Annotated in this window: 24 protein-coding genes and 1 tRNA gene; 12 read left to right on the top strand and 13 right to left on the bottom strand. The window is 59.7% G+C overall.

Annotated features, from left to right (window positions below):
* Nucleotides 1–5: 5 nt before the first annotated feature.
* A complete protein-coding gene (locus tag RDA78_RS07865; RefSeq protein ID WP_434054774.1) occupies nucleotides 6–845 on the bottom strand; it encodes a hypothetical protein in 840 nt (279 codons plus the stop codon).
* A gap of 383 nt (nucleotides 846–1,228) precedes the next feature.
* Here RDA78_RS07865 and RDA78_RS07860 point away from each other — a divergent pair.
* A tRNA-Arg gene (locus RDA78_RS07860) sits at nucleotides 1,229–1,305 on the top strand.
* 298 nt (nucleotides 1,306–1,603) lie between these two features.
* On the opposite strand, the gene RDA78_RS07855 is transcribed toward RDA78_RS07860, so the two are convergent.
* A complete protein-coding gene (locus RDA78_RS07855) occupies nucleotides 1,604–3,952 on the bottom strand; it encodes a hypothetical protein (protein ID WP_434054773.1) in 2,349 nt (782 codons plus the stop codon).
* 978 nt (nucleotides 3,953–4,930) lie between these two features.
* Here RDA78_RS07855 and RDA78_RS07850 point away from each other — a divergent pair.
* The gene (locus RDA78_RS07850; RefSeq protein ID WP_434054772.1) at nucleotides 4,931–5,983 is read left to right on the top strand and encodes a helix-turn-helix domain-containing protein; all 1,053 of its coding nucleotides are present in this window, start codon (nucleotides 4,931–4,933) and stop codon (nucleotides 5,981–5,983) included.
* A gap of 297 nt (nucleotides 5,984–6,280) precedes the next feature.
* Nucleotides 6,281–7,246 carry an AraC family transcriptional regulator gene (locus tag RDA78_RS07845; RefSeq protein ID WP_434054771.1) on the top strand — a complete coding sequence of 322 codons (966 nt, stop codon included), beginning with the start codon at nucleotides 6,281–6,283 and terminating at the stop codon, nucleotides 7,244–7,246.
* Nucleotides 7,247–7,296: 50 nt separating this feature from the next.
* On the opposite strand, the gene RDA78_RS07840 is transcribed toward RDA78_RS07845, so the two are convergent.
* Together RDA78_RS07840 and RDA78_RS07835 are read right to left on the bottom strand one after the other, a co-directional pair.
* A complete protein-coding gene (locus RDA78_RS07840) occupies nucleotides 7,297–8,253 on the bottom strand; it encodes a hypothetical protein (protein ID WP_434054770.1) in 957 nt (318 codons plus the stop codon).
* Nucleotides 8,254–8,295: 42 nt separating this feature from the next.
* The gene (locus tag RDA78_RS07835; protein WP_434054769.1) at nucleotides 8,296–9,264 is read right to left on the bottom strand and encodes an SMP-30/gluconolactonase/LRE family protein; all 969 of its coding nucleotides are present in this window, start codon (nucleotides 9,262–9,264) and stop codon (nucleotides 8,296–8,298) included.
* Between the two features lie 275 nt (nucleotides 9,265–9,539).
* On the opposite strand from RDA78_RS07835, the gene RDA78_RS07830 reads away from it, so the two are divergent.
* Nucleotides 9,540–10,670, top strand: coding sequence for a CaiB/BaiF CoA transferase family protein (locus RDA78_RS07830; RefSeq protein ID WP_434054768.1), 1,131 nt, complete (start codon nucleotides 9,540–9,542; stop codon nucleotides 10,668–10,670).
* Nucleotides 10,671–10,695: 25 nt separating this feature from the next.
* Here RDA78_RS07830 and RDA78_RS07825 read toward each other — a convergent pair whose 3' ends face one another.
* The 9 genes from RDA78_RS07825 to RDA78_RS07785 all read right to left on the bottom strand — a co-directional run bounded on the left by RDA78_RS07825 (nucleotide 10,696) and on the right by RDA78_RS07785 (nucleotide 18,571).
* Nucleotides 10,696–11,220 carry a MaoC family dehydratase gene (locus tag RDA78_RS07825; protein WP_434054767.1) on the bottom strand — a complete coding sequence of 175 codons (525 nt, stop codon included), beginning with the start codon at nucleotides 11,218–11,220 and terminating at the stop codon, nucleotides 10,696–10,698.
* Nucleotides 11,221–11,282: 62 nt separating this feature from the next.
* Nucleotides 11,283–11,744 (bottom strand): MaoC family dehydratase, encoded by a 462-nt coding sequence (locus RDA78_RS07820; protein WP_434054766.1) that lies wholly within the window; start codon nucleotides 11,742–11,744, stop codon nucleotides 11,283–11,285.
* Entirely contained in the window at nucleotides 11,741–12,796 is a 1,056-nt protein-coding gene (locus RDA78_RS07815; RefSeq protein WP_434054765.1) for a Gfo/Idh/MocA family protein, read from the bottom strand. The genes RDA78_RS07820 and RDA78_RS07815 overlap by 4 nt, the downstream gene beginning before the upstream one ends.
* Nucleotides 12,797–12,844: 48 nt before the next feature.
* On the bottom strand, nucleotides 12,845–13,174 hold the full coding sequence (locus tag RDA78_RS07810; RefSeq protein ID WP_434054764.1) for an L-rhamnose mutarotase: 330 nt from the start codon (nucleotides 13,172–13,174) through the stop codon (nucleotides 12,845–12,847).
* Between the two features lie 9 nt (nucleotides 13,175–13,183).
* The gene (locus tag RDA78_RS07805; protein ID WP_434054763.1) at nucleotides 13,184–14,296 is read right to left on the bottom strand and encodes a mandelate racemase/muconate lactonizing enzyme family protein; all 1,113 of its coding nucleotides are present in this window, start codon (nucleotides 14,294–14,296) and stop codon (nucleotides 13,184–13,186) included.
* A 3-nt stretch (nucleotides 14,297–14,299) separates the two neighbouring features.
* Complete coding sequence (locus RDA78_RS07800; RefSeq protein WP_434054762.1) at nucleotides 14,300–15,388, bottom strand: ABC transporter ATP-binding protein; 1,089 nt, start codon at nucleotides 15,386–15,388, stop codon at nucleotides 14,300–14,302.
* Between the two features lie 6 nt (nucleotides 15,389–15,394).
* Complete coding sequence (locus tag RDA78_RS07795; RefSeq protein WP_421980269.1) at nucleotides 15,395–16,261, bottom strand: carbohydrate ABC transporter permease; 867 nt, start codon at nucleotides 16,259–16,261, stop codon at nucleotides 15,395–15,397.
* A gap of 3 nt (nucleotides 16,262–16,264) precedes the next feature.
* Nucleotides 16,265–17,161 carry a carbohydrate ABC transporter permease gene (locus RDA78_RS07790; protein WP_434054761.1) on the bottom strand — a complete coding sequence of 299 codons (897 nt, stop codon included), beginning with the start codon at nucleotides 17,159–17,161 and terminating at the stop codon, nucleotides 16,265–16,267.
* 102 nt (nucleotides 17,162–17,263) lie between these two features.
* On the bottom strand, nucleotides 17,264–18,571 hold the full coding sequence (locus RDA78_RS07785; RefSeq protein ID WP_434054760.1) for an ABC transporter substrate-binding protein: 1,308 nt from the start codon (nucleotides 18,569–18,571) through the stop codon (nucleotides 17,264–17,266).
* A gap of 116 nt (nucleotides 18,572–18,687) precedes the next feature.
* Between RDA78_RS07785 and RDA78_RS07780 the strand changes: the two genes are divergently transcribed.
* From RDA78_RS07780 to RDA78_RS07745, 8 genes are all read left to right on the top strand, one after another.
* Nucleotides 18,688–19,524: an amidohydrolase family protein gene (locus RDA78_RS07780; protein WP_434054759.1), complete on the top strand. Its 837-nt coding sequence runs from the start codon at nucleotides 18,688–18,690 to the stop codon at nucleotides 19,522–19,524.
* A 39-nt stretch (nucleotides 19,525–19,563) separates the two neighbouring features.
* Entirely contained in the window at nucleotides 19,564–20,373 is an 810-nt protein-coding gene (locus tag RDA78_RS07775) for an IclR family transcriptional regulator (RefSeq protein WP_434054758.1), read from the top strand.
* A gap of 31 nt (nucleotides 20,374–20,404) precedes the next feature.
* Nucleotides 20,405–21,547: a carbohydrate ABC transporter substrate-binding protein gene (locus RDA78_RS07770; RefSeq protein WP_434054757.1), complete on the top strand. Its 1,143-nt coding sequence runs from the start codon at nucleotides 20,405–20,407 to the stop codon at nucleotides 21,545–21,547.
* Complete coding sequence (locus tag RDA78_RS07765) at nucleotides 21,540–22,682, top strand: CaiB/BaiF CoA transferase family protein (RefSeq protein ID WP_434054756.1); 1,143 nt, start codon at nucleotides 21,540–21,542, stop codon at nucleotides 22,680–22,682. Before RDA78_RS07770 ends, RDA78_RS07765 begins: the two co-directional genes overlap by 8 nt.
* 194 nt (nucleotides 22,683–22,876) lie before the next feature.
* Nucleotides 22,877–23,569 (top strand): helix-turn-helix domain-containing protein, encoded by a 693-nt coding sequence (locus tag RDA78_RS07760; RefSeq protein WP_434054755.1) that lies wholly within the window; start codon nucleotides 22,877–22,879, stop codon nucleotides 23,567–23,569.
* 126 nt (nucleotides 23,570–23,695) lie between these two features.
* On the top strand, nucleotides 23,696–24,592 hold the full coding sequence (locus tag RDA78_RS07755; RefSeq protein ID WP_434054754.1) for a class II glutamine amidotransferase: 897 nt from the start codon (nucleotides 23,696–23,698) through the stop codon (nucleotides 24,590–24,592).
* 2 nt (nucleotides 24,593–24,594) lie between these two features.
* On the top strand, nucleotides 24,595–25,281 hold the full coding sequence (locus RDA78_RS07750; protein WP_434054753.1) for a protein GlxC: 687 nt from the start codon (nucleotides 24,595–24,597) through the stop codon (nucleotides 25,279–25,281).
* 10 nt (nucleotides 25,282–25,291) lie between these two features.
* Complete coding sequence (locus RDA78_RS07745; RefSeq protein WP_434054752.1) at nucleotides 25,292–26,620, top strand: FMN-binding glutamate synthase family protein; 1,329 nt, start codon at nucleotides 25,292–25,294, stop codon at nucleotides 26,618–26,620.
* Nucleotides 26,621–26,630 lie beyond the last annotated feature (10 nt).

Here is a 26,630-nt window from a genome sequence, read left to right as displayed (position 1 = left end):
GGGATTCAATTGCCGTTTTGACCGCCACGTCCTGCCCTTTTGCCTTCGATGACCACAAGTTGCTCCGGATGCTGAAGCGCAATATACGGCCCGTCCCATTCCTGCAAGACACCTCTCACTTCAACTTCGCACCCTTCGAGATCACCAACCGTGTGGCCGTTGCGCCTGAGGGCCGCGTTGAACGTGTCCTCTTCAGCAGACTTGAAGGTCGCCGTCAGGTCGGTTTTCCAGTGTCTTCCGAAGTTGAGATAGCGGGTAGCGGCCGTTTTTCCAAGTGAAACCAAACGCCCCCTGGCAATCACGTAACGCCCTTCGTGGCCGGTGAACGCATCCGGCTGCACGCTGGAAAAGACGGCAACTCCGGCAGCGCCGGTCCACCCGCCTATCCGGGCGGTCCGGGCAGACCGTTCTGCAGCGCGCAAACGGTCGGCACAGTCGCCAGCCGCAACGCCCGGCGCAAACAGGGCTTGGCCACGCTCTAGGAGCCGGGCCTGAAGAAGATACTCCCGCTGCCCGTTGCGTCCGACGATCCAGGCGGGCACCTGTCCCCAACGGTTGGGCCCTGCAACGGGCACCGCAAAAAGCCGCGTTTCGTCTTTCTTGTAACCGATGGCACCCGGTCCCTGCGAAACGTCATCAGTCAACGGACGCAGTTCGGCGGCAAGATAACGCCCGCCGTCTGCATCTTCGAACGTCCAGTCAGTCCCCCCGGCCACGAGCGGTACGCTGTTCTCAAGGTTCCCGGCACAAACTGCAAGCGCCTCACCGGCGTCGAGCGCCGGAACAGGTCCTGAAGATGCCGCTTGAGCCAGTGGCCGGCTCTGCAGGGTCGATGCGGTGATCACGGCAACACTCAGTATGCAGGCTGTCGTCCTTAAGGCCCTTGACCGACGGCTCCTCCGGGATGGAACGGCGTCTTGCCGGTTGCCTGCCGACAGGTCAGAAGCTCCGTCCACTGTCGGCCAACCCGTTCGGAAAAAGCGCATACCCAGGTTTGCCTGATGAAACACTGTTGGCCACAATCCCCTCTGACACACGCGCTGCTCTATCCGCTTGAACGCATGACCACGTTGCTACGCACCGAATAAGGCAACCGCGAGACAAAACCGTGAAACGGCAGGAATGAGCGGTGATCAGCCTCGCTCCGCACACATGAGCTGCTCTATGCTGCGCCGGATCATCTCCGGGCTCGCAAAGTCCGTCAAATCATGTTAATCGACGCTCCACCGGCCCCGTAGCTCAGCAGGATAGAGCATCAGATTCCTAATCTGAGGGTCACAGGTTCGAATCCTGTCGGGGTCACCAAATTTTTCGTGTTTTTGCTCCAAACGGCAGTCTGGTGAACCACTTTTGCACCGGACCGGGTCTGTTGCAGTTTTCGCAGCAGAACTCAAAGCGCTGCGTGGACAGTGCGTGTCGATGGAATGGCTTGCGTGGCATGGAAAAGCCGTTGCGAAATCCCGCCGCCGTGCGGCCCTTCGATTACAGATAAAATCATCAAGTGAAAAAAGAAACCGATCGCCCGGAGGTCCGCTGGCGATCGGCTTCGAACGGTCCCGCCGGTCCCGCATGTGCGGGACCGGCGGAGCGGATGGAGTTCGGGCTAGAACCTCAGTTTCAGACCCGCGTTGATGGAAACCTGCTCGTCCGTGTTGTAGCCGGCCTCGATATAGGTCGGGCCAACTTCCAGTGCGGCAAAGCCCCTGGCGGTGAAGCCGTTGTCATAGGGCGTTTCCAGGTCCGTGCCCATCAGATTGTATCCGACTGCCTGGCCATCGGCGTAGCTGGCTTCCACGCCGTAGCGGATCCGGGTTCCGAACGTTTCATTCACCACCGGAAGATTGTGCGCCATCTGCAATTGCGCGCCGATGACATTGCTGTACCGGCCGTCGACATCCAGCTGCGTACCGCCCGAAAAGTCAAAGTCATGTCCCTGGGTCCAGGTGCCGAGGTAATTCACCCGCAAGGAACTGCCGATCGGCCCTTTTACAAGCAGAGAGGGTGAGAAGAAAAGGGACGCATAGTTGGCCGTATCCGTGTCGATCCCGCCGGTGACCGTGTTGTCGGCCGTGTCCCGGTCGGTGTTGTTATAGGCCGCACCCGCTGTCAGCGACGCGGTGAGCCGTTCGGCGAAGCCCCCGGCGACACCGCCGAAAAGGGTTCCCGAATGGGTGTCGTAGGAAACATCCTCGTCACCGGAAACGCTGCTGTAGGCGACACCCGCAAAGTAGCTGAGCCTGGACTTGTTCACACCGACAATCGTACCCACCGAGTAGCCGGTATATCCGGGCGTGTGATCCGCATCCGGGTCAAGGTAAGAGACATCATCGTCGCCCGGCTCCTGCACCCAGCCACCGAAGACGCGTGCCCATCTGTTCGCCATTCCATCAGCCTCGCCGTTGAAGGCGAAGTCTCCTGCCGGCGGACGGGCCTCGGTGCCATCATCGATGGCGTTCTGGATCTGTGAGAACATCGACCAGGCGACCCGGTCCTGTTGCGCATAGCTGTCGAGATCCGCAACATAGAGCGTGTCGCCGACCACGACGTGGCCGTGACTTGAGGTGATTTTCAGCGGCAGATTTCCGTTGGTCGTGTCGAAGCGTACGGCCGCATTCAGCCCGTCCCCAAGCCGGAAATCGGTGTATGGCAGACTGGAGTTACTGATATAGGCATCCCCGTAAAGAATCGATCCGTCCAGCAGGTAGACGGTGTTCCTGTCATCCGTCCCCAGCCCGCCCGATCCGAACGTGTTGACGTCGATCGAATATCCGTCACGGGAAAACACGCGCCCGTAGTTGATGAGATCGTGCCCGTCATGACCGCTGAGCGTGATGCCGTGGTTGTTGTCACCCTGAACGGAGATGAGTCCCGTGTTTACGGTCAGGTCGATCTTCAGATCGGTCGGGACCGTCGTGCCGTTTCGGTAGTGCTCGATCCCGTGCGAGTTGTCGTTGAATGCCAGGATCGTGCCGTTGTTGATGATTGTGCCGCTGTTGCCGTTGTAGTCGATACCGAACCCTTGCGGCCGGATTTCGATGTAACCGTTGTTGATGAGGGTCGCGTGATTTGCCTCGGCTCGTAGCCCGGAAACGTCGTAGATACCGTTGCTGGGAGTGGTCCCGATCATCAGGATCGTGCCGTTGTTCACAGCCGTGGAGTAGATCGAGAAAAAGTCGTCCGAAATGAAGGCCCCCGTAACGGAGTCGGTGACATAAGACGCGCCATCCAGATAAATTCCGCGGCTTTGAACCGCATAGGACGTGATCGTGCCGTTGTTGACGACATAGTGGCCGCCCAACCCGATCGAGGCAGCGTCGGTGACTTCCAGAAACGAATTGATCCTGACGCCGGCCGATGCCCCGGCTGTCTGGCAAGGCAGCCCGGTATCCGGATCAAGGTGTGGATTGACGGTTTGTTGCGGGGTTGCCGTCCAGGACGCGTAGTCTTCGTTGTCTTCCAGAATATCCGGGCGGATAAGGATATTGCCCGAGTTTACGACCGTGTACTGGTCTGCATCATAACCGAAAATGGCATTCGCGAAGTAATCGCCGATGCTGATAAGCCCATTGTTCACGATCCTGGCATTGTCCGACCCCAGAACGAATATACCGTCACCGTATCCGAGAGACTGCGGGTCGAGTGCGTTCGTGCCGGCGTTTAAACCCGATGTGTACAAGGTGCCATTGTTGGTGACCGTCACGCCGGGCCTCGAAAAAATCTCCAGCGCGACAGCATCGGTGATGTTGATTTCCGTGCCTTCGGCGAGTGTTACCGTCGTCACGTCGAGGGGTATCGTGATTGCGCCGTTCGCGCGCGTAGTATCGAAAAGCGGATGGTCCATCGAGATCAGGAGGTCCGTCGCGTTGGCAGGGAGCGCCAGGGCAATTGCCGTCGAACACAACAGCGCACAGGTCAGCGGCAGGTGTCGCCTGTTAGCGAGGGGATTCTTCATGGTCTTCATTCCTTGTGCTGCGCTTTCTGCGCGCCGGCTGCTCGAAGGCTTGGTGGCGTTGAGGCACGCGCACCGGACAGGAGACGCGAGGCTGGCCGGGTCGCGCTGTGCCGTCTGGCGAACGTGTTTGGTTTGAAAGAAGCGGAAAGTCGGGATGAGAGCGGAAACACGGCGAGCGCGACCGGAAAATCATGTTCGCGCGAGCGAAGGTACAAAGGCAGGGCTCCCCATTTGCCCGCCTCCCATCTGCCTGATCGTGCAGATGAGACAACAGATTTTGCGCGTGAAATTCCCCGTACCCTGGTCAACCCCGATCCACCCCAAGACTGTGCTGCATGCGGGTGAAGGCTCAGGCCGCTAAACCCGAAACCTCAGCCGAATGACAGCCGTTCCAGCTCCGGGAAAATTCATCTCACTCCCCTGGAAAACCGGCCATTTTCCAAAGTCGGATTTCCTTATTCATTCCTCCAGATCGGGACGCGCAACGCTGCGCGAAAGCAGCTCGGAGCGCGACAGGAGGAGGTGACATCCGCCTTTGACAGCCCTGATCCTCTGGTGAGGGTTCTGAGGATTTAAGTGAGGTTTCATCGTTCGCAGCCGCGCACGGGTTGGCAACAGACCTGACTTGCAACGCTACGGAAATCCGCTTCGCAGGCACGAAAAAGGGTCCATCACCTAGAATACTGGAGCATGCAGCAAGAATTCAGGAGGCAGGAAAAAGCGGCACCAAACCCGGAATGATAATTTGAAGCTCTGAAGCAAGTCTTCGCGAATGGAGAGGACAGCAGCCGACACAGCCCGCCGTGGCCACCGGTCCGTGGGTACGACTTTTGAGCACCAGTCATTCGCGGATGTTTTTTGCAGCATCGATAGGAAAGCACGCCTTCTCATGAAATTTTCTGCTGCTCGCGTTCAACGCACTTTTCTGCTCCTGGAAGGGGCCGGCTTTTCCCGCTTCGTGTCGAGGGACGGTTTGCAATGAACATACATTGCCCGGTTGACCGCAGCGATGATCCGGAAAATCCAGCCGCCGCGAAAAGGGTCGATTGCGAAGATCTCAACGAGTTCTCCGGGATGTTCGACGGGGTGGAACTGGAAGGCATTCAACTCAGCCCGGGCAAATTTGACGGGAATGTCGTCCTTGCGCCGATGGACGAGGCGTCAATCCACATTTCGAAATGTGCCCACGCGATCGAAATGCGCATGAAGGTCGATCCGGACAAGTTTCTGTTTTGCATCTGTCTTGGCGACGGCCACGAGTCGCTGGTTTTCGGAGCACGCGATCCCGGCTCATGGATTTTCGTGCTGCCGCCCGGAGGAGCGGCGGCGATGCCAGTGCCGGAGGATTGCACCCTGCTGACGCTGAGTATTGCGCGCGATGCAATACTTGACAGTGACTTGTTGGTTCGCAATGCGAAAACCTGGTTTGGAAGGATAAGGACCGACGGCGCTTTTGTCCGATCGAAGCGGCTTACTTCGCGAATGAAAGAGGATATTTTGCTGGCGCATCTGGGGACAGAGGGCGGGACAGGCATCGCGAATCAAAAGCCCGGACAAACGGTCTGCCAGGCCATGATTTCGGGGTTGATGTCCGCCTTTTCTCTGGAGTGGCTGGTCAACAGCAGATTTACAGTCGATCACCGCACACCGGCGGCCGATCGCTTTTTCAGGGCACGCCGCCTGATATCGGAGCATGATTTCGTGATCGGTGACGGATTGAATGACGCCCTGTCCAGGCTCGGTTCAATGCGATCCGTCGAGCAAGCCTTCGCCAGTCACGTGAGAATGGGGCCGCACTCCTATGCCCGTGCCGTTCGGCTGCACAATGCCCGTCGAAGGCTTCAGGACAGTCGCTATTCGAGTGAATCGGTCGGCAATATCGCAGCGCGCGAAGGCTTTTGGGACTGCAGCCGGTTTGCACTCTACTATCGCAAGCATTTCGGAGAGCCGCCTTCGGAGACCCGGAAGAAAACCATGGTCCGGCGCGGATGTCCGAATTTTTCGTCCCTCGCCAGACGATTCCGTAGGTGATTGCATCACCTAGTCACCTGAATCTGAAGTTCGCTTCGGAGTCTGCAGAAGCAATGATGCGAACTTCAAATTCACCGCACTAGATCCGCGCCGGCAGCGCCGGACCCCGTCTGTTGAATGAAGCGCGCCGTCTGTTGCAGCGAGCTAACTTCTTTTTCCAAACGCCTGTTCTCTTTTCCATTCGTCCGAAACTCGGCCCGCAGTGATGTGGGTCACTTTCAGCCCGTTAAAATCCACCTAAATTCTTTCCAATATTAACCAACCATGTCACAAGTCTCATTGTGGGGGGGATGAAGATTGGACCTGATCAGCAACATCCTGAAACACATCACCGTCAAGAACAGGGTCACCGGGCTGCTGAGTTTGCGCGGCGATTGGGCATTTGAATCCCCCGCAGCGGATGAAGCCGTCTTTCATTGCATTTTCAAGGGAACGGCCTGCATCACCTACCGCCACGAGACGGTCCATCTGAAGCCGGGCGATATGGTCATGTTCACCAAGGGAGACGGACATGTCCTGGGCAGTGCGCCGAATGCCCAGATGGTCACCTTTGCAGAGAACGACACCCGGGTCCGGATGCATGATGTTCATGCCGGCGAGATTTGCGAGGTGGTCAAGGATGCGGACGGCGAGGAGACGTCGATCATTTGCGCCCGTTTCAATTTCAGCAGCCAGACCGCCAAGGATCTAGTCGAGCACCTGTCGGATCAGGTTGTGTTGCGGAACCAGAACCACTCCAGTTTCTCTGCGCTGGAACCGGTCCTGCGCGCGGTCGCGGCCGAAGCGCATTCCGATGATCCGGGAGCGCTTGCCCAGCTCGACGGGTTGGTCAATCTGCTCTACATGTCGTTCATGCGCGGCTGGCTGAAGGAATACGCGCCGGATAAATCCGGCTGGATCGCCGGTCTGCGGGACCCCAAGATCGCAAAGGCGCTGCTGCTGATCCACGCGGATCCGGGAAAAGACTGGCAGGTGACGGACCTTGCGTCGGAAGTCGGAATGTCGCGATCCAATTTCGCGGCGCGCTTTTCTGAAGTCACGGGGGTGACGCCGGTACGCTACCTGACCCGATGGCGCCTTATCATGGCTGCCAATCAGCTCGAAACGGAGCCCAGTCTTGCTATCAGCTCGATCGCGCTGTCGGTGGGGTACGACTCCGAACCCTCCTTTTCAACAGCCTTCAAACGGGAGTTCGGAAGCCCTCCGGGAACCTGGCGGAAAGATCGCCTCAACGGCGCTTCTGCGGATGTCAGAAGCGTTTAGGGTACGGGGCGTATCCGTTCGCGAACGCCACGGCGCCCCGGCGTGCGCAGTCACTCCAGATAAGCTTTGTCCGGTGCGGGAGCGGGTATGATCTCGTCCAGGATCGCTCCGGCCTCGTAACCCAGAAGATCGACTTCCATCCGCTTCGGGTCTCCGAAAGCCCAGGCGCCCACAATCCTCTGCATCCGGACGTATCCGGCATAGTCGATCATCTTGTCCTTGCCGTGTGTATCCACTGCAAACAGCACCTGGCCCGCATCCATCTTGGCGGGCATCACCCTTTGCAGGTAGAGCCGCACCACATTGACTGCGCGCACATCCGGACCACCGTGACTGACCACATAGAGCCGGTCCCACTCATCCGGGGAAAGATCAGTGCGGGCCGCGGACACCGCGCGATGGAGAGCTTTCAGTTCCGTTCGGGCTGCATCACGCATGTTCGCTGCCCAGACCGGACGCATGGTGTTGATTGCTTTTGAGACTTCCGCCCGCGTGAGCTCTTCGCCAGACAATGCATCATCCAGAAACGCTTCTGCCATGCCCAGCATTTCGCGCTGCCTTGCAATCGTGTCTGCAGGGAGGTCGAGATCATCGATCGCAGAGAGAAACGTGCTGATTTCGGTTCTGATGACCGCAAACTCCGTTTTCATTCGCGCCGTTCCGGCGTCATCCTGCGGCCACGGCGTGACCGCCCCGATAATCCCGAGCAGCACGTGGGACACGGTTTTGAGTTCGTTGTAGCCCCGCCCGTCCCTGGGATAGGATTTTTCACCGCCCTCGGAAACGACAGTCACGTCGCGGGCGATCAGCATGACTGGACGTGTCCGCGCGGTCAGCTCCGCCTGGCTCCGGCGCAGGATCGAGAGCATCGCCCGGTCGAAGTTGTGCAGGACATCTTCGGACTTGCCTCCGTCCGCGGAATGGGCACTCGTCACCGGACCGAACAGCAGGATGACGGCAAGACAGGATTTCGCAAGTGTCGTACGCAGGCCTCCGAAACAATCCATTTCCCCCTCCCGAATTTTGCGGCTTTTCTGAAACGGCTGTTGTCAGCCGCCTTTCACCCCGGCGACATTGACGTAGAGCGCATAGACCGAGTGGCTCGCAGCCATGAATAGACGGCTGTTGGCCCGCCCCCCGAAACACAGGTTCGCACACCGCTCCGGCAGCACAATCCGGCCGATCGGCGTGCCGTCCGGCGCAAAGATCATGACGCCGTCCAGATCAGCCGACCCCATGCCCCAGCCACACCAAAGGTTGCCTTCCACATCGACCCGGAACCCGTCGGGCGTCCCTGGTCCGGCGTCGATCAGGATACGCTTGCCCGATATCGACCGGCCATCCGCCGCAACATCATACTCGAGGATCTTGCGGCTCGGGATGCCGCGGGATTCAACGATATAGAGTTTGCTTTCATCCGGCGAGAACGCCAGTCCGTTTGGTCCCAGGATATCGTCGGCAACGATTGATGCCTCTCCCGTCTCCGGGTCGAGCCGGTAGACGTTTTGGCCAAGCTCAGGCTCCGACCGGTGACCCTCATAGTTCCCGAGAATGCCGAAAGGCGGATCGGAGAACCACACCGTGCCGTCCGACTTCACCACGACATCATTGGGCGAATTCAGGCGTTTGCCGTCGAACCTGTCGATCAGGACAGTCAGCGTGCCGTCATACTCGGTCCGTGTGACCCGCCGGCCCCCATGTTCGCACGTGATCAGGCGCCCCTGGCGGTCCCGGGTCTGACCATTGGCGAAAGTCGATGGTTCGCGATAAGCGGACACGGCACCGGTGGCCTCGTCCCAGCGCATGATCCTGTTGTTGGGTATGTCGCTCCACAGGAGATAACGGCCATCGCCAAACCACACCGGCCCTTCGTTCCAGCGGCAGCCTGTGGCAAGCCTCTCGACACCGGCAAGCGGCAGCTTCAGCGCATCGAAACGCGGATCAAGCGAAATGACGGACGGATCGGGGTAGCGCGTCGACGGCGTCCAGCCGCCGCTCTGGTTGTTGTCGTTTGACATTCTTTCACACACTCTTGCGAGACGGATGGATAAGCACGGCACTGTCGACCGGAAGCGGACGCAACCGATCCGGACTGAGCCTGATTCAAGGGTATTTTGCGCAGGTCTTTGCACCGCTCGCAACCACAAGCGCTGGAGCTTCACCGCACGGCGGCAACAGGGCATGGCCGATGCAAACGCGCTCTCATTTGCCCGTATGCTTGAAGATGAGCATCAACTGGTTTATTGGTATATAAAATAAAGTTTCATATACGGACAGACAGGAGCGAAGCGTCATGAAACCGCTCGAAGGGTTGCGTGTCATCGATTTCGCCCAATTCCTCGCCGGTCCCATGGCAGCGCTCCGGCTTGCGGATCTCGGCGCCGAGGTGATCAAGGTTGAGCGGCCAGGTGTCGGAGACCTGTGCCGGTCACTCGTAATTTCCGACCAGACGGTCGGCCCCGACAGCCTTCTGTTTCATACGATCAACAGGAACAAGGCCAGCGTTGCCGCCGATCTGAAAAACCCGGAAGATCTGGAAAGGGTTAAAAACCTCCTGAGAACCGCAGACGTGATGATCCATAATTTCCGGCCCGGCGTGATGGAACGGATCGGGCTTGGATGGGATGACGTGCAGGAGATCAGTCCGAAACTGGTCTACGGTGCCGTCACCGGCTACGGCACGACCGGTCCCTGGGTCCGGAAACCCGGACAGGATCTACTCGTCCAGTCCCTGAGCGGAATGGCCTGGCTATCGGGTGACAGGAACGATCCGCCGGTCCCGGCAGGATTTGCTGTTCTCGACATCACCTGCGGCAATCACCTCGTCCAGGGTATCATGGCGGCCCTGCTCCGGCGCGAAAAGACAGGGAGAGGAGGCCTTGTCGAGGTTGATCTGATGTCCTCGGCAATCGACATGCAATTCGAGCTTTTCACGGCTTTCCTGAACGGCGACGGTGCCATGTCGGAACGCAGCGCCGTCAGCAACGCAAACGCCTCCGTCGGCGCGCCTTACGGGATCTACGCCTGCAGGGACGGCTATATCGCGATTGCCATGACACCAATCGCCAAATTGGCTGAACTTCTGGACTGCCCGGAGCTGTTGCCGTTCTCCGACCCCGGCGTCGCCTTTTCACAAAGAGACGAAATCAAGCGCGTACTCCGCGACCGTCTCCTGAAAGGCGAGGTCAGAGACTGGTTGGAAAGACTTGAGCCAGCCGACATCTGGTGCGCGCCCGTGCTGGACTGGCCCGAACTGATCGAGACGGAAGGGTTTGAGGCCCTTGATGCCGTTCAGACCGTCAGGGCGCCTGACGGCACCATGATCAGAACGACCCGCTGCCCGATCCGCATGGACGGACAGGTAATCACATCGGACACAGGCGGCCCCGCCCTCGGTGCAGATACCGGGACTTATCTGGATTAGAGTTTCAGACGTCAGTTTGGGCCTCTCAGGCCGAGCCAGCTCTCGTTTCAGGAGTGAAGTTTTCCGGATGGCGATACTTCACGGTCTGCAGGTGCTCGGCATAGAGCGCCAGTTCACCCTTGTTCTTGTAGACCTGATACGACACTTTCACGAGCCCCATCTCGTCGTATTTCGGGCGCTTTTCCAGGTTGGTCCGCACGGTGTAGATCGTGTCTCCGATGAAGACCGGCTTGATGAATCGCAGCTTGTCGTAGCCATAGGAGAACGTGTTGACGTTGTTGTGCGCCATCAGTCCCAGACCATAGCTGAACACCATGGCACCAGCGACCAGCCGCCTGTTGAAAACCCCGTCCTCAGACGCGAAGATCTCGTCCGCCACGTAAGGGTGATTGTCCATGACCAGGCTGTTGAACAGCATCGCCTCGCCTTCGGAAATGGTCCGGCGGATCGAGCGCCACTTGTCGCCGACTTCGAAATCCTCGTAAAGCCAGGTTTCCACGTTGAAGAGTTTTGCATCATCGTGCTCGTCGTCGTAGCGCAGGTCACTCATGGCTTTGGTTCCTAAAGGATTGGCGGGTCATTCGAACGGTTGTTGGTAGGCAGCCGGAGTATTCATGCCGGTGCCCCTTCGCCGCGCATCTGGACCAGATAGATGTGCTCGGCAAACAGCACGGTTTCGTCTTTCTGGTTCAGGACCTCGCACTTTTCGAAGACCTGCCCCATTCCGTCCCGCTTCGGGTCCGGGAACTTCCGGTCGATCGTCAGGCGCGTGCGGATCGTGTCGTTGATATGAACCGGCCTGATGAAACGCAGCCGGTCATAACCATATGAAAAGGCAACTGGATTAATGGCGCTCGCCGTCAGCCCGATGCCGATCGAGAACACCATCGTGCCGTGGGCGATGCGCTGACCGAAGTCCTGCTTTGCGCACCATTCGGCATCCATGTGATGGGGAAAGAAGTCACCCGTATGCCCGGCATGCACGACAAAGTCCGTTTCCGTGATCGTCCGGCCGAAGGTTTCGCGGACATGCCCGATCTCGTAGTCCTCGTAGTAGATTTCCTGAATGTTCATTGGGGCTTCCTCGCAATCGGCGTGGCAGGGGCGGCGCTGCTGTCATAGGCGGCTTCGACGAGGGCCATCGTGTGCCAGGCATCCTCGACACCGCTCACCAGGCTGGTTTCCTCTCCGGCGGCAACACGCTGAAGCTGGCTCATCCGGCTTGTGAACGCGTCCGGGAACCAGCTGCCGTCAAGCGCAACGCGCTGCCAGCCCTCACCCGTGTTGATTTCAAGTATGTCCGGCTCCCCCTTCGGATAGTCGAGGTTGACGCCAAGCTGCAGGTAGGCTGCACCCTTTGTGCCGCAGATACGGAATTCACACGCCTGGTGTTTGCGGCCGAACGCGTGATTGTGGTTGATCGACAGGGCACAGCGGATCCCGTCTCCGTAGTCCAGGATTGCGGCTGTGCGCGTCTGGGCGATCCTGGATGAAGGGTGTCCCATCGACCTGGCGTGAACCCCCGACGGATTGCCGAGCAGAGCGCGAATGAAATCGAGATAGTGAATGGAATGCAGGCTGATTTCGACGCGTGGCAGGGGTTCGAGAAATTTCCAGAGACCCCAGGGCGTATCGAGCGCAAGCCAGGCATCGAAATCGACGATGTCGCCCAGGAGCCCCTTGTTCACCGCGTCCTGCAGGGCGAGCATCATCGGCGCAAAGCGCAACTGGAAATTCACCGCCGCCAGAAGGTTGCGTTCCCTGCAGGTTTTCAGGATTCGTGTCGCACCGGCAAGGTCGCTGCCCATCGGCTTCTGGATCAAAACCGCAGAACCTTGGGGAAGCATCGATAGAATGCCCGCATGGGCGTCAGGCGGCGTCGCCAAATCGAAGACCACGTCCACGTGACTTGCGGCTTCCTCCGGGCTCGAAAAGGCCTCGATCCCGTGCATTTGCGCAACCGCCCGCGCCTTGTCCAGATCCGGGTCGTAGAGACCCGCAACCGTGTATGCTGCATTGGCATAAGCTGGCAGATGCGCGTCTGTCACGATGGAACCCGCCCCGAAAATGACGATCGGTTTCGGATTGGTCGCCCGGGGCCAGTGCTGTTGCAGATCCTCGAACATCGTGTCTCCAGTGCCTTTCTTTATCTCCACCTGTGGACTTAAAGGGTCCTAGTCCAGGTGGAAGACCTCTTCCATCATGGCCCACCATTCCCCGTCTTTCCGGGTTTCCAGCGGCTTCTGACAGGGCATGCAGACATCCCACCAGCGCTGCGTCTCCGGATCTGCGGCCATCTTCGCGGCATCGGCGGCAAAATCCTCGCCGTGGTACTCCCAGTAGCCGAACAACACGTTCTCCGGTTCTTTCAGGAAGATCGAATAGTTCCGGATATTGCAATCCGAGATCATCTTCAGGACACCCGGCCAGACATCCGCATGAAGCCGCTTGTATTCAGCGATCTTGTCCGGCTCCAGGCCGATCATCGTTCCCATTCTTTGCATGACGCGCTCCTATTGCGGGAATTCGGCATCGAACGGCGCCGTACGGGCCGCAGCCAGCTTTTCCTCGTCCCAGTCGATCCCAAGACCCGGTGTATTTGACGGAAAGGCGCAGCCCGCCTCCATGCGCATCGCCGACGCCGTCAGGCTGTCGAGCTGCGGAATGTATTCAAGCCACGGCGCGTTCGGGATTGCACAGACGAGACTGACATGAAGCTCCATCAGGAAGTGCGGGCAGACCGGCACGTTGTGGGCCTCAGACAGATGGGCAACCTTCATCCAAGGCGTGATGCCGCCGATCCGCGCCACATCGGCCTGGACAATTCCGGCCGCGCCGTTGACCAGGTAATCCTTGAACTGGCTGAGAGAATAGAGGCTTTCGCCGACCGCGATCGGCACGGATGTGTGGGTGGCGAGCCGCGCATGCTCCATGACATCGTCGGCCGGCATCGGTTCCTCGAACCAGCCGATATTGAACTCCTCAAGCACCCTGGCCCGGCGGGTCGCCTCGGCCCGCGAAAAGCACTGGTTCGCGTCGACCATGATCTCGTAGGCATCACCCACCGCCTCGCGTACGGCCTTCAGGCGTGCACGGTCCTCGCTCAGATGCGGCCGGCCGATCTTGATCTTGGATCCTGAAAACCCCATCGCCTGTGCTGCAAGCGCATCGTCGACCAGGGCCTGGGTCTCGATATGAAGCCAACCGCCCTCGGTCGTGTACATGGGCACCCGGTCCTTCGCGCCGCCCAGCATTCGCCACAGCGGCAATCGAGCGCGTTTGCAGCGCAGGTCCCAGAGCGCCGTGTCGATCGCGGCCAGTGCAAGGGACGTGATCGCCCCGACCGCCGTCGCGTGCGTGGAAAACAGAAGATCGCGCCAGATCCGGTCGATCTCCTCCGCCTCCCGGCCGATCAGCTGTGGCACCAGTGTATGTTTCAGCAGCGCCATGACAGACGGTCCGCCCTGACCGATCGTGTAGCTGTACCCCCGCCCGCTGACACCGTCGGAATCGGTGATCTCGACAAACGGTGTTTCCTGGCTGACGAAACTCTGTATCGCATCGACCCGCTTCACCTTCGGCTGCAGGTCGGCCATGTAAATGCTGACTTTCTTGATCTCGGCCATGTCTCACCTCAGCGACTGCTGGCTGCCCGCGTCAAACAGGTGACACCGGGTCAGGTCCAGTTGAAAGCGCAGCTCTTCGCCATCCGAAACAGGGCGCGGATTCAGCATCTTTGCCTGTACTTCCTTGCCGGCGAGCGAGCCGAACAGGAGCGTTTCCGTGCCCAGCGGTTCAGAAAGGTCCACCTTCATGTCGAATTCGGTAAATCCGCCTTGCATCGGCATTGTATGCCCGGTCGGCATCAGATTGTCAGAGCGGAACCCCAGAATGACGTCCTGACCGTTCGTGACCTTGCCGGCAAAATGATCAGGCACGGCAATTTCCAGACCGCCTTCGACAGCGATCCGGCCATCCGTGATCCGCCCGCCGAGAAGGTTCATCGGTGGAGAGCCGATGAAGGTCGCCACAAAGGTGTTCGCAGGTGTCTCGAACACTTCAAGCGGTGTGCCGACCTGTTCGATATGGCCATCGCGCATGATCACGATCCGGTCGGCAAGCGTCATCGCTTCGACCTGGTCGTGGGTGACGTAGACAATCGTCGACTTCACCTTCTGGTGCAGCTTCTTGATTTCGGTGCGCATCTGCGTGCGCAGTTTCGCGTCCAGGTTCGATAGCGGTTCGTCGAACAAGAACACGTCCGGATGCCGCACGATGGCGCGTCCCATCGCCACTCTTTGACGCTGGCCGCCGGAAAGCGCGCCCGGTTTGCGGTCCATGTAGTCCGACAGGCTCAGGATCTGCGCCGCGGCATCCACCGCCTGGTCGACCTCTTCCTGCGGCCGCTTGGCGATCTTGAGCGAGAACCCGAGGTTTTCGCGCACGGTCATGTGCGGATACAGCGCATAGTTCTGAAACACCATCGAGATATTCCGGTTCCGGGGTGGCAGGTCGTTCACCACCCGCTCACCGATGGAGATTTCGCCGTCGGAAATGGCTTCCAGGCCCGCGATCATCCGGAGCGTTGTCGACTTGCCGCATCCCGACGGTCCGACCAGCACGACGAACTCGTTGTCGTCGATCTCAAGATCAATGCCGTGAACGACCTGCAACGCGCCGTATTTCTTGACAACCTTCCGCAGATTTACTCTTGCCATTCTGTCTTATCCTTTGACGCCGCCGAAGGTCAGGCCGGCAATAAGGTGTTTCTGGACCAGGAAGGTAAGGATCAGCGCCGGTATAATCATCAGCACTGCGAGCGCACACATCCCTCCCCAGTTGATGGTGAACTCGCTTGTGAAATCCCTGAGGCCAACCGGCATGGTCTTGGAAAAGGTCGACCGGGTCAGCTGGCTGGCGAGTGCGTATTCGTTCCAGCTGGTGAGAAAGGCGAATATGCCGGCCGAGGCGACGCCCGCACGGGCCACCGGAAACTCGACTTTCCAGAACGCCTGCCAGCGCGTGCATCCGTCGATTTCCGCCGCTTCCGCAAGTTCGACCGGCACCTGACGGAAGAACCCGTCGATCAGCCAGATTGTGAAAGGCACGTTCAGCGCCACATAGACCAGAATCAGCCCCATATGCGTATCGATCAGTCCCGTCTTGGCCATGACGATAAAAAGGGGCAGCGACAGGGAAACACCCGGGACCGCGCGCGTCAGCATCAGGCCGATGAAAATGGACGCCTTGCCCTTGAACCTGTAACGGGCAAAGGCGTATCCGCCGGCCATGCCGACCAGGATCGCGATCAGTGTCGACGTGACCGAGATGATCAGCGAGTTGGTGAAGTACTGAAGAACCGGCACCCCGCCCTCTCCGACCGCGCCGAACATGGCGCGGTAGTTGTCGAGATTGAGATCACCCGGCACCCAGACGGGTGGCTTGGCCATGATCTCGACGGTTGGGCGGAAGGAGTTGAGAACCACCCACAGACCCGGCACGCAGATGATCGCCATTGCGATGAACAGCGTCACGAAATGAAGCACCTTCAGCAGGCGGGCCCGTATCCGGTATTGAAGATTTTCATTCATGTCTCAGCCCGCCATGCCAAGTTCGCTCCGCGCAGCGTTCAGCTTGCGGAAGAAGTAAATTGTGAAGAAGATCGCGAGAAAGATGGAGATGTAGCCCATCGCATTTGCGTAGCCCATCTTGGCATCGACATATCCGGTCCGGCCGATCAGGGTCCACAGCAGCTCTGTCCGGCGCGCAGGTCCACCGTTTGTCATGATCTGCACGATATCGTAGGCCCGCGCCACATCGAGCGAGCGGATCGCCAGTGCGATGTAGATGAAAGGCATGATGTAGGGCAGCGTGATGTGCCGGAAGCTCTGCCAGGGCGTGCATCCGTCGACCTTCGCCGCCTCGATCGGATCCCGCGGCACCGCGAACAGCCCCGCCAGGATCAGGATCGCGAAGACGGATGTCGACGACCACATTTCGGCAACCAGGATCGAAAAGAAGGCGAGCTGCCCGTCGACGAGCCAGGGGATCGCGACATTGGAAAGCCCGAGCGACTGCAGGGCATTGTTCACGAGGCCGACATTGTCGTTGAAGATGAACTTGAACTGGAACCCGACAAGGATCGGCGAGAACATCATCGGGAACATCATGATGGTGCGCAGCGTGCGCTGGCCATAGGTGACCTTGTTGACGAGCAGCGCCAGGCCGAGACCCATCAGCATTTCAAGGTTGAGGGCAATCGTCAGAAGGAGAATCGTTCTTCCGAAGGCGGCCCAGAAATGCGCGCTCTGGATTGCCTTTTCATAATTGTAGGTGCCGATCCACTTGTAGAGAGTCTCCGGACGCGTCAGCCGGTACGGCGTGAAACTGGAGTAAAGCGACAGGAGCAGAGGGATCAGAACCACTGCCGACAGGATGATGATCGCCGGCAGCAACAGAACGAACCAAGACGGTGGCCGGAAGCGTGACATTGCTTGCGTCCTTGAAAACAGGAAATTTCGGTGGAACCTTCATGCCGGGCCGCGCCCGGAAAGGGACCGGGGAACGGTTCCCCCGGTCAGTCTGCAGCGCCGTCAGTAGACGCCGTTTTCCTGCATCATCTCATCCACGGCCTCCGAGGCGTCGCTCAACGCTTCGTCGATCGACTTGTCGCCAAGGATGGCGGCCTGCAGCTCGGGATAGATGAGGTTGGTCGCTTCGATCCAGTACGGCGTTTGCGGTGCCGGGAACGCATGCGAGGCCGCCGCCTGGAAGGCCTTGAGCACCTCGGTCCGGTAGGCGTCGCCTTCAGCCGAGGAAACGACATGGTCCCAGACGGCTGTCCGCGTCGGCAGCGGACCCGCAGAGCTTTCCAGCTTCTGGCTGTCCTCGTTGGTCAGCCAGGCAACCAGAGATGCGGCTGCTTCCTTGTTGTCACAGGACTCGGTTACGGAAAACCCGTGATGCCCAGACCAGCCGGTGCGAACGCCGGCAGTGCCCGCAGGCTGCACCTTGACGCCGACATCGCCGGCCGCCTTGGAGGAGGCCTCACCGTTGAAGAAACCGGCCCAACCCGGCCAATCCAGGTTCAGAGCGATCGTTCCCGATGCAAAGCCCTGGCCGAGATCGTCCCAGAGATAGGAGGTCGTGCCGGGAGGAACAGCACCGGCCTCGTAAAGGTCGACAAACCACTGGAGCGCGCGCTTGCCCGCGTCGGAGTTGAAAGCGGGCGACCAGTCGTCGTTGAACAGCTGCCCGCCTTCCGCGATGACCAGCTCATAGAAGCGGCCGACGATCGCCTCGTCCTTGCCGGCATATTGCGTGCCGTAGAAGTTCGGGGCGTCGGTGAAGAAGATGGCCTGTTCCTTGTACTCATCCCAGGTGTCGGGCGGAGCAAGATCGCGGCCGGTCTTCGCCTTGTAGGCGGCCTTGTTGTCCTCGTCCTCATAGATGGACTTCAGATAATAGAGCGCCGACACGTCGAATTGCGCGCGCGGCAGCATCACCAGTGCATCACCGATCTTGGAGGCGGCGATGTTGGAGGGAACGTATTCCCCAATGAACTCGGCTGTCAGGTAGGGCGTCAGATCCGTGTAGAGGCTCGGGTACTGGGACGCAAAAGAGGAGTGGTTCGAGCCGACGCACCAGCCAAGCGTGCCGGCAGCGAGGTCGGACTTGAACTCCTTGTCGAGTTCGAAGTGGTTTTTCTTTGAAATGACGTCGACTTTCGCACCGGTCTTTTCTTCCCACTCGCCGATACGGGCGTAAAGCGCCTCGTATTGCTGGCCGCCGATCAGCTTGGCCTGCAGCGTCACGCCATCGAACTCGCCGGCAGCAGCATTACCGGCAACGGCCACGAGCGCGGTCGCGCACAGCAGCGATTTAAGTCTGTGATTACCCATCTGTTCCTCCCGTTCATCGGCGAAGGTCAGCCCTGCACTTCGCGTCGATAATTCATATATAAACTTGACTTTTATATTTAGTCAACGATTATCTGGAAAACGGGAGGACCCTCACAATGCTGTTCGATACACACCTGCACCTCATCTACCGGGATCGGCTGACCTATCCGTGGCTGAGCGGCGTCGAAGCGTTGAACCGGGACAGCCGGTTCGACGACTACACGCGCAACGCAGGACGCCTCGGGATCGAGGGGTGCCTGCACATGGAAGTCGACGTTGCTGAACAGCTGATTGAAGACGAAACCCGCATGATCGAAGAACTGATGGCGGAACCGGAAAGCCTGATGCGCGGTGTCATTTCCTCCTGCCGCCCGGAGAACACGGACTTCCCGGCCTTTCTGGAGCGCGCGGCAAGCAATCCCAGCGTCAAGGGACTCCGGCGCGTGCTTCACGTCGTTCCTGACGAGACGAGCACGACGGCAACCTTTCGCGACAACATAAAGAGCATGGCGGGAACTGGTCTGACCTTTGACCTGTGCGTCTTTCCCCGCCAGCACGGCCTGGCCGTCGAACTGGTTGACCATTGCCCCGATGTCCGGTTTGTCCTTGATCACTGCGGCGTGCCCGATGTTGCCGCGCAGTCATTCGACCCCTGGCGGGCAGGCATCAAGGCACTCGCGGAAAGGCCGAACGTGGCCGCAAAGATTTCGGGGGTCATTGCCTATGGCGACCCGGAGACATGGTCTCTGGATGACATTCGGCCTTATGTCGACGAAACCGTGGAAGCTTTCGGCACCGACCGGATTGTCTGGGGATCCGACAGCCCTGTCTGCAACCTCGGAGGCGGACTCGCCATCTGGGTGGCCGCCACACATAACCTCACCGCAGGCTGGTCCGATGACGAAAGGGACGCGCTTTATCGTCTGAACGCTTGCAGGCTGTGGCAGCTGTAAGGCACACAGGGCTTTTGAATGTAATACGAGGGATGCCCGGTGTCGGAGAAAGTTAAGGACGGCAAGGAGAGCGGCGACGCCGACCCGAACCTGAAATACAGCGCCCCCGCGCTGTCGAAGGGGCTCGATATTCTTGAGCTTCTGGCCGAACAGTCGCAGGGACTGAAAAAGGCGGAAATCGCCCAGGCGCTCAACCGCTCCATCAGCGAGATCTACCGCATGCTGGCCGTTCTTCAGAGCCGCGGCTACGTTATGCTGGACAGCGCAAGCGAACGCTACTCCCTGACCATGCGCATGTTCGAGATGTCCCATCGGTTTCCGCCGACGAAGCGCCTGACGGCCGTGGCCGGCGAAGTCATGGAAGAAACCGCGATCCGGCTGAACCAGTCGGTGCACCTGGCCATTCTCAACGGCAGCGAAATTCTGGTCATCGCGCAGGTCGACCCCCCGGGCAACAACATCACGTCCGTGCGTCTCGGCGCCCGCGTCCCGATGGTGTTCACGTCTTCGGGCGCGTGCCTGAGCTATCAGATGACACGCGTAAAGCGCGCACAATTGTGTTCGAAAAATCCGAATTTCACTCAGGAAGCGCTCGACGCCTTTGAAGACACGGTGCGCCAGGCCGCGGAGACCGGTGTCTGCCAGAGCCCGTCGGCGATCATCCAGGGCGTCCACAACGTCTCCGTTCCCATCATTGGATTTGGCGGAGAGGTCGCCGCCTCGCTGACGGTTCCGTTTGTCAGACGTCTCATAAAATCCAGCGATCCGGATATCGACGAGTGCAAGAAGGTGCTGATTGATGCCGGCGACGAGATATCGAAAAAGATCGGATCAGGCGCGGCCGTTTAGGAACGGTTCACGAAAACAGGAAAGACAAGGCATGACCGGCGCGATCACCCTAAAAGGAATGACATGGTCGGACCCCCGCGGCTACGACCCGCTGATCGCGGCAACCGCCGAATTCGAAGCCGCGAATCCCGGTGTTTCGATCACCTGGGACAAGAGATCGCTGCAGGGATTTGAAAGCACACCGGTGGATGAACTCGCTGCCGAATACGACCTCATGATCATCGATCATCCCCATGTGGGTGCCGCTGCGCGTGAGGGCTGCCTGCTCGCGCTTGACGCGTCCATACCGGAAGAGAACCTGACAGCGATCGCCAATGAAACCGTTGGCAAAAGCTATGCGAGTTACACGATTGACGGTCATCAATGGGCCTTGCCCGTCGATGCCGCCACGCAGGTTCAGGCTCACCGGCCTGATCTTGGCGGACGCGCCAGAACCTGGGCGGACGTGAAGGAAGCGGCGTTGCAAGGTGCCGTCATCCTGCCCATGAGGCCACCGCACTGTCTGATGTGCGTCTATACGCTTGCAGCCAATATCGGCCATCCCTGCGGATCGGAGCGGGATCGTCTGCTGCCGGGAGACATCGCAAGGACCGTCTTTTCGGAACTGAAGGCCGTGACTGATCATGTCGACCCGGACTGCTTCAAGATGGACCCGATCGCCGCGATGGACCGGCTGGCGGAAGATGGAACTCTGCGGCTGGCACCTCTCACTTATCTCTACAAGGGCTACGCGAACGCGGACTATCGCACGCATCGCCTCGCCTTTACCGACATTCCGGTGCTCGGGAACTTCGGTCCGGTCGGCTCTGCGCTCGGCGGAACCGGTCTTGCCGTCTCCAGCCGGACGGCGCAACCGGAGCTCTGCAGCCGGTTCGTCGCCTGGGTTGCCGGCTCGGACTGCCAGTCCGGCATTTATGCGCAGTCGAATGGTCAACCCGGCAATGCAGTCGCCTGGGCGAGCGCCGAGGTCAACGAGCCGGTTCTCAACGCCTACTGGAACACCAGATTGACACACGAGGCCGCCTGGCTGAGACCACGGCACGACGGCTACATGGCCTTTCAGCAGAACGGCTCTGAGATCGTCAACACGGCTTTGACGGGCAAAACCGATATCGACGACGCAATCAAGGCGCTCGACATAGCCTTCGCCGCAAGCTTCCGGACAGGTGACTGACATGAACAGCGCCCCGTTGAAAGGCCTGAGGATCGTCGATTTCAGCCAGTTCCTGGCCGGCCCATATGCAACCTTGCGCCTGGCCGATCTGGGTGCAGACGTGATCAAGATCGAGCGCCGCGGCAAGGGCGACCTCTCCCGCTATCTTTATGTCTCCGATGTCCTCATCGACGGAGAAAGCACGATCTTCCACGCAATCAACCGGGGCAAACGGTCTCTCTCCCTCGATCTCAAGTCGGAAACGGATCGTGAGAAGGTCTGGGAACTGATAGACGGTGCCGACGTGGTCGTACAGAACTTCCGGCCCGGCGTCATTGAGCGGCTCGGCTTTGGTCCGCAGGCGGTCATGGAACGCAATCCGCGCATCGTCTACGGTTCGATCTCCGGTTATGGCAGTGACAATGACTGGGCCGCCTTGCCCGGTCAGGACCTGCTCGCGCAGGCACGCAGCGGTGTCATGTGGCTGACGGGCGCGGAACAGCACGGCCCTGTCGCCATTGGCCTGCCTGTCGCCGATGTTCTGGCCGGTGCAGCCCTTGCGCAGGGAATCCTGGCGCTTCTGGTCCGTCGCGGGATGACCGGAGAAGGCGGGGTTGTCGAAACCAGCCTGATCGAGGCGATCACCGATTTGCAGTTCGAGTTGTTGTCCACATTCCTGAATGACGGGCGCCAGACCCCGACCCGGCCGCGCAACAACCCCGCCCATGCCTATCTCGCCGCCCCTTACGGCGTCTATCAGACTGCCGACGGTCATGTGGCAATCGCCATGAACAACCTTCAGGACCTTTTTCAGTGCGTTGGGCTCTGTGCGTCTCTTGAAGACCTCAACCCGTTCGAGGATCGCGACATCATTGCACGCATGCTTGCAGATCAACTGGTCACGAAAACGACCAGGGCATGGCTGGACAAGATGGACCATGCGGGCCTCTGGGCCGCGCCCGTCATGGATTGGCACGAGTTGGTCAATTCCGGAATCCTCCAGAAACTCGGCATGGTCGGCGAAACCCGGCGCGGCGGCGAGAGCTTCAGCACCCTGTTGTCACCCTTGCGGGTCAATGGCGAACGGCCGGCGGCACAAGGTCCTGCGCCCTATTTGTGCGACGAGCCGATCTCCTGGTCTTCACCAACCGACTGACGGGACACCCCCCGGTCGGCAGGCACGACAGAAGCCTTGACAGAGCACGTCCCGATACCTGTATCTATGGATCTTTCGCCGGTCGGAAGGTTCACAGATCGCGCTGGCCGATGCCTTCGGGCAGGGTTAAGGCACAGCGTGAATCTGCAACGGTTTCCTGCTGCTCATCCGCTCTCGGAAAGAACAATCTTGAAATGAAGACCAACGGCAAATCCGGGAAGACGACGGCCGACAAACCGGCCACGGCACCAAAGGCTGCGCAGATGGGTCTCACGCAGAACCCGCACCAGGTGAGCGAGATACGGGAAAAGAAGCTTGAACTCGCCATCGGGCGGGAAGTCCGCGAACACCGCAAGCAGCTTGGCATAACGGTTGCGGATCTTGCATCGGCAACCGGCCTGTCGGTGGGCATGCTGTCGAAACTCGAGAACGGCATGATTTCGCCCTCGCTGTCCACGCTGCAGTCGGTTTCAGGCGCTTTGGGCATCCCGATCACCGATCTCTTCAAACGCTACGAGGAACCGCGCAACGCCGTTTTCGTCAAGTCGGGAGAAGGTGTTGAAATCGAACGCCGGGGCACCAGGGCCGGGCACCAGTATAATCTCCTGGGGCATATCGAGAGCAACACCAGCGGTGTCATCGTCGAGCCGTATGTCATCAGCCTGACGGAAGAATCGGATGTGTTTCCGGCCTTTCAGCATCTGGGCACGGAACTGATCTACATGCTCGAGGGCAAGGTCATCTATCGCCACGGAGACTCAACCTACGAAATGGAAGCAGGCGACAGCCTGTTCTTTGACGCCGATGCCCCGCATGGACCAGAAGTTCTGGTCGACCTTCCGATCCGCTACCTGGCCGTCATCTCCTATCCGCAGAAAACCACGTGACGCTCCGCACCGGGATGCGGAACTCCATCAAATATTCCTTTCAGGAAAAATTTATTCTTCATAGTTGAATCACCTCCGACGGCCTGATAACGTCCGACCAAATTCGAAACGGAGGTTTTGCACGCAATGTGCGGCATTGTTGGATTGTTTCTGAAGGACAAGTCACTCGAGCCGGATTTGGGGCGGCTCTTGTCGGAGATGCTCGTCACGATGACGGGGCGCGGCCCGGACAGCGCCGGGATCGCCATCTATACTCACGGTATAGACGACCGGGGCAAGATCACGATTCAGTCCCAGGCTCCTGAAGCCGACTTTGAAGCGCTGAAGACGGATCTTTCCGAAGCGCTTGGAACGGATGTCGAGGTCGAGGTCAAATCCACCCACGCGGTGATCAAGCTTCCTGAGAACAAGGTGCCAGAAGCGCGGACCGCCGTGAAAAAGCTTCGGCCCGATGTCACCATCATGAGCGCCGGTTCGAATGTCGAGATCTTCAAGGAAGTCGGCTTGCCGAAAGACGTGGCCGACCGGTTCGACATTGCCGGAATGTCGGGAAGCCACGGCATCGGCCACACCCGAATGGCCACGGAATCAGCCGTCACCACGAATGGTGCGCACCCGTTCTCGACTGGCCCGGACCAGTGCCTGGTGCACAATGGCTCCCTGTCCAACCACAACAACCTGCGCCGCGAACTCATCCGGGCAGGACAGACCTTCGAGACCGAAAACGACAGCGAAGTCGCAGCCGCCTACCTGTCGCACAAACTCGAGAACGGCAGCTCGCTCGGCGACGCTCTGGAAAGCGGCCTGAGCGATCTGGACGGTTTCTACACATTCGTCGTCGGAACGCGGTCCGGCTTCGGTGTCGTCCGGGACCCGATTGCCTGCAAGCCTGCCGTGATGGCAGAGACCGATCAATATGTGGCCTTTGGCTCCGAATACTGCGCGCTTGCCGACCTGCCGGGGATCGAGGCCGCCAGGATCTGGGAACCTGAACCGGCAACAGTCTATTTCTGGGAGCATTAAGCGTGCGCACCTTCGATCTCTCTGCCCAACCGCTTCGCGAGCTGAACCAGGCGCTGCACACCATTGATGGCGGCAGCAACGAGACTGCGTTTGAAGTTCTCAATCCGCGTGGCAGCCACGCTGTCGCCGTTGGCATCGATGCACCGGTCAATGTCGATGTACGCGGAAGCGTCGGCTACTACTGTGCCGGGATGAATTCCGAAGCCACCGTGACCGTCCACGGGAACGCCGGACCGGGCGTTGCCGAGAACATGATGTCGGGAACGGTAATCGTCAAAGGCGACGCCAGCCAGTATGCGGGCGCCACCGGGCATGGTGGCCTTCTCGTCGTTGAGGGCAATGCGTCCTCGCGCTGCGGAATTTCCATGAAAGGCATCGACATTGTCGTGAAGGGCAGTATCGGCCACATGTCCGCATTCATGGCGCAGGCGGGCAATCTTGTGGTGCTGGGCGATGCCGGCGACGCGCTTGGAGATTCGCTTTATGAGGCATCTTTGTTCGTGCGCGGTTCCGTCAAGAGCCTGGGTGCCGACTGCATCGCCAAGGAGATGCGGCCCGAACACCTGAAACACCTGACCACGCTTCTTGAAAAGGCGGGCATCAGCGACGTCAAAGCGGAGGAATTCACGCGCTACGGTTCTGCCCGCACGCTCTACAATTTCGACATCGACAATGCGGACGCATACTGAGGGGCCAACCATGTCAACGAACAAGCCGATCACGACCCCGCGCCCGTCCGCAACTTTTGACGACTACACCTTATCAGAGATCCGCCGCGCGGCGGCCACCGGGATCTACGACATCCGCGGCGGCGGCGCCAAGCGGAAGGTTCCGCATTTCGACGACCTTCTGTTTCTGGGTGCGTCCATGTCGCGCTATCCTCTGGAAGGCTACCGCGAGACCTGTGACACCAACGTCGTGCTCGGGTCGCGTTTCGCCAGGAAACCGATCGAGCTCAAGATCCCGATCACGATCGCGGGCATGAGCTTCGGCTCGCTGTCCGGACCGGCAAAGGAAGCCCTGGGGCGCGGCGCGACGCTTGCCGGAACGTCCACGACGACCGGCGATGGCGGCATGACCGAAGAAGAGCGCGGGCATTCCGAACTGCTTGTCTACCAGTACCTGCCCTCGAGATACGGCATGAACCCGCGTGATCTCAGGCGTGCGGATGCGATCGAGGTCGTTGTCGGCCAGGGCGCGAAGCCCGGCGGCGGCGGCATGCTTCTGGGGCAGAAAATCTCCGACCGGGTGGCCGAGATGCGGACTCTTCCCAAGGGGATTGACCAGCGTTCGGCCTGCCGGCATCCGGACTGGACCGGACCGGACGATCTGGAAATCAAGATCCACGAGCTGCGCGAAATCACTGACTGGCAGAAACCGATCTACGTGAAGATCGGCGGTGCGCGACCCTATTACGACACGGCGCTTGCCGTAAAAGCCGGGGCGGATGTTGTCGTTCTGGACGGTATGCAGGGCGGAACGGCGGCCACCCAGGAAGTCTTCATCGAACACGTCGGCCAGCCGACGCTCGCCTGCATCCGGCCGGCGGTCCAGGCGCTGCAGGATCTGGGCATGCACCGGGAAGTGCAATTGGTCATTTCCGGCGGCATCCGCAACGGCGCGGACGTGGCCAAGGCGCTTGCGCTCGGCGCGGACGCGATCTCCATCGGTTCGGCCGCCCTCGTGGCGATCGGGGACAATGACCCGCGCTGGGAAGAAGACTATCAAAAGCTCGGCACGACGGCAGGCGCCTATGACGACTGGCATGAGGGCCAGGACCCGGCTGGCATTTCCACCCAGGATCCGGACCTCATGAAGCGGGTCGATCCGGTCGCTGCGGGTCGGCGTCTCGCCAATTATCTCAAAGTGATGACCCTGGAAGCCCAGACAATCGCACGCGCATGCGGCAAGAACCATGTCCATAACCTGGAGCCTGAGGACCTGTGCGCCCTGACAATCGAATCGGCAGCGATGGCGGGCGTCCCGCTGGCCGGAACTGACTGGATCCCGGGCAAGAAGACCTTCTAGACTACAAGAA

Source organism: Roseibium sp. (genome assembly GCF_051016195.1).
Taxonomy (GTDB): domain Bacteria; phylum Pseudomonadota; class Alphaproteobacteria; order Rhizobiales; family Stappiaceae; genus Roseibium.
The sequence above is the reverse complement of the archived record's forward strand: the minus strand, read 5'-3'. Positions and strand labels throughout refer to the sequence as shown.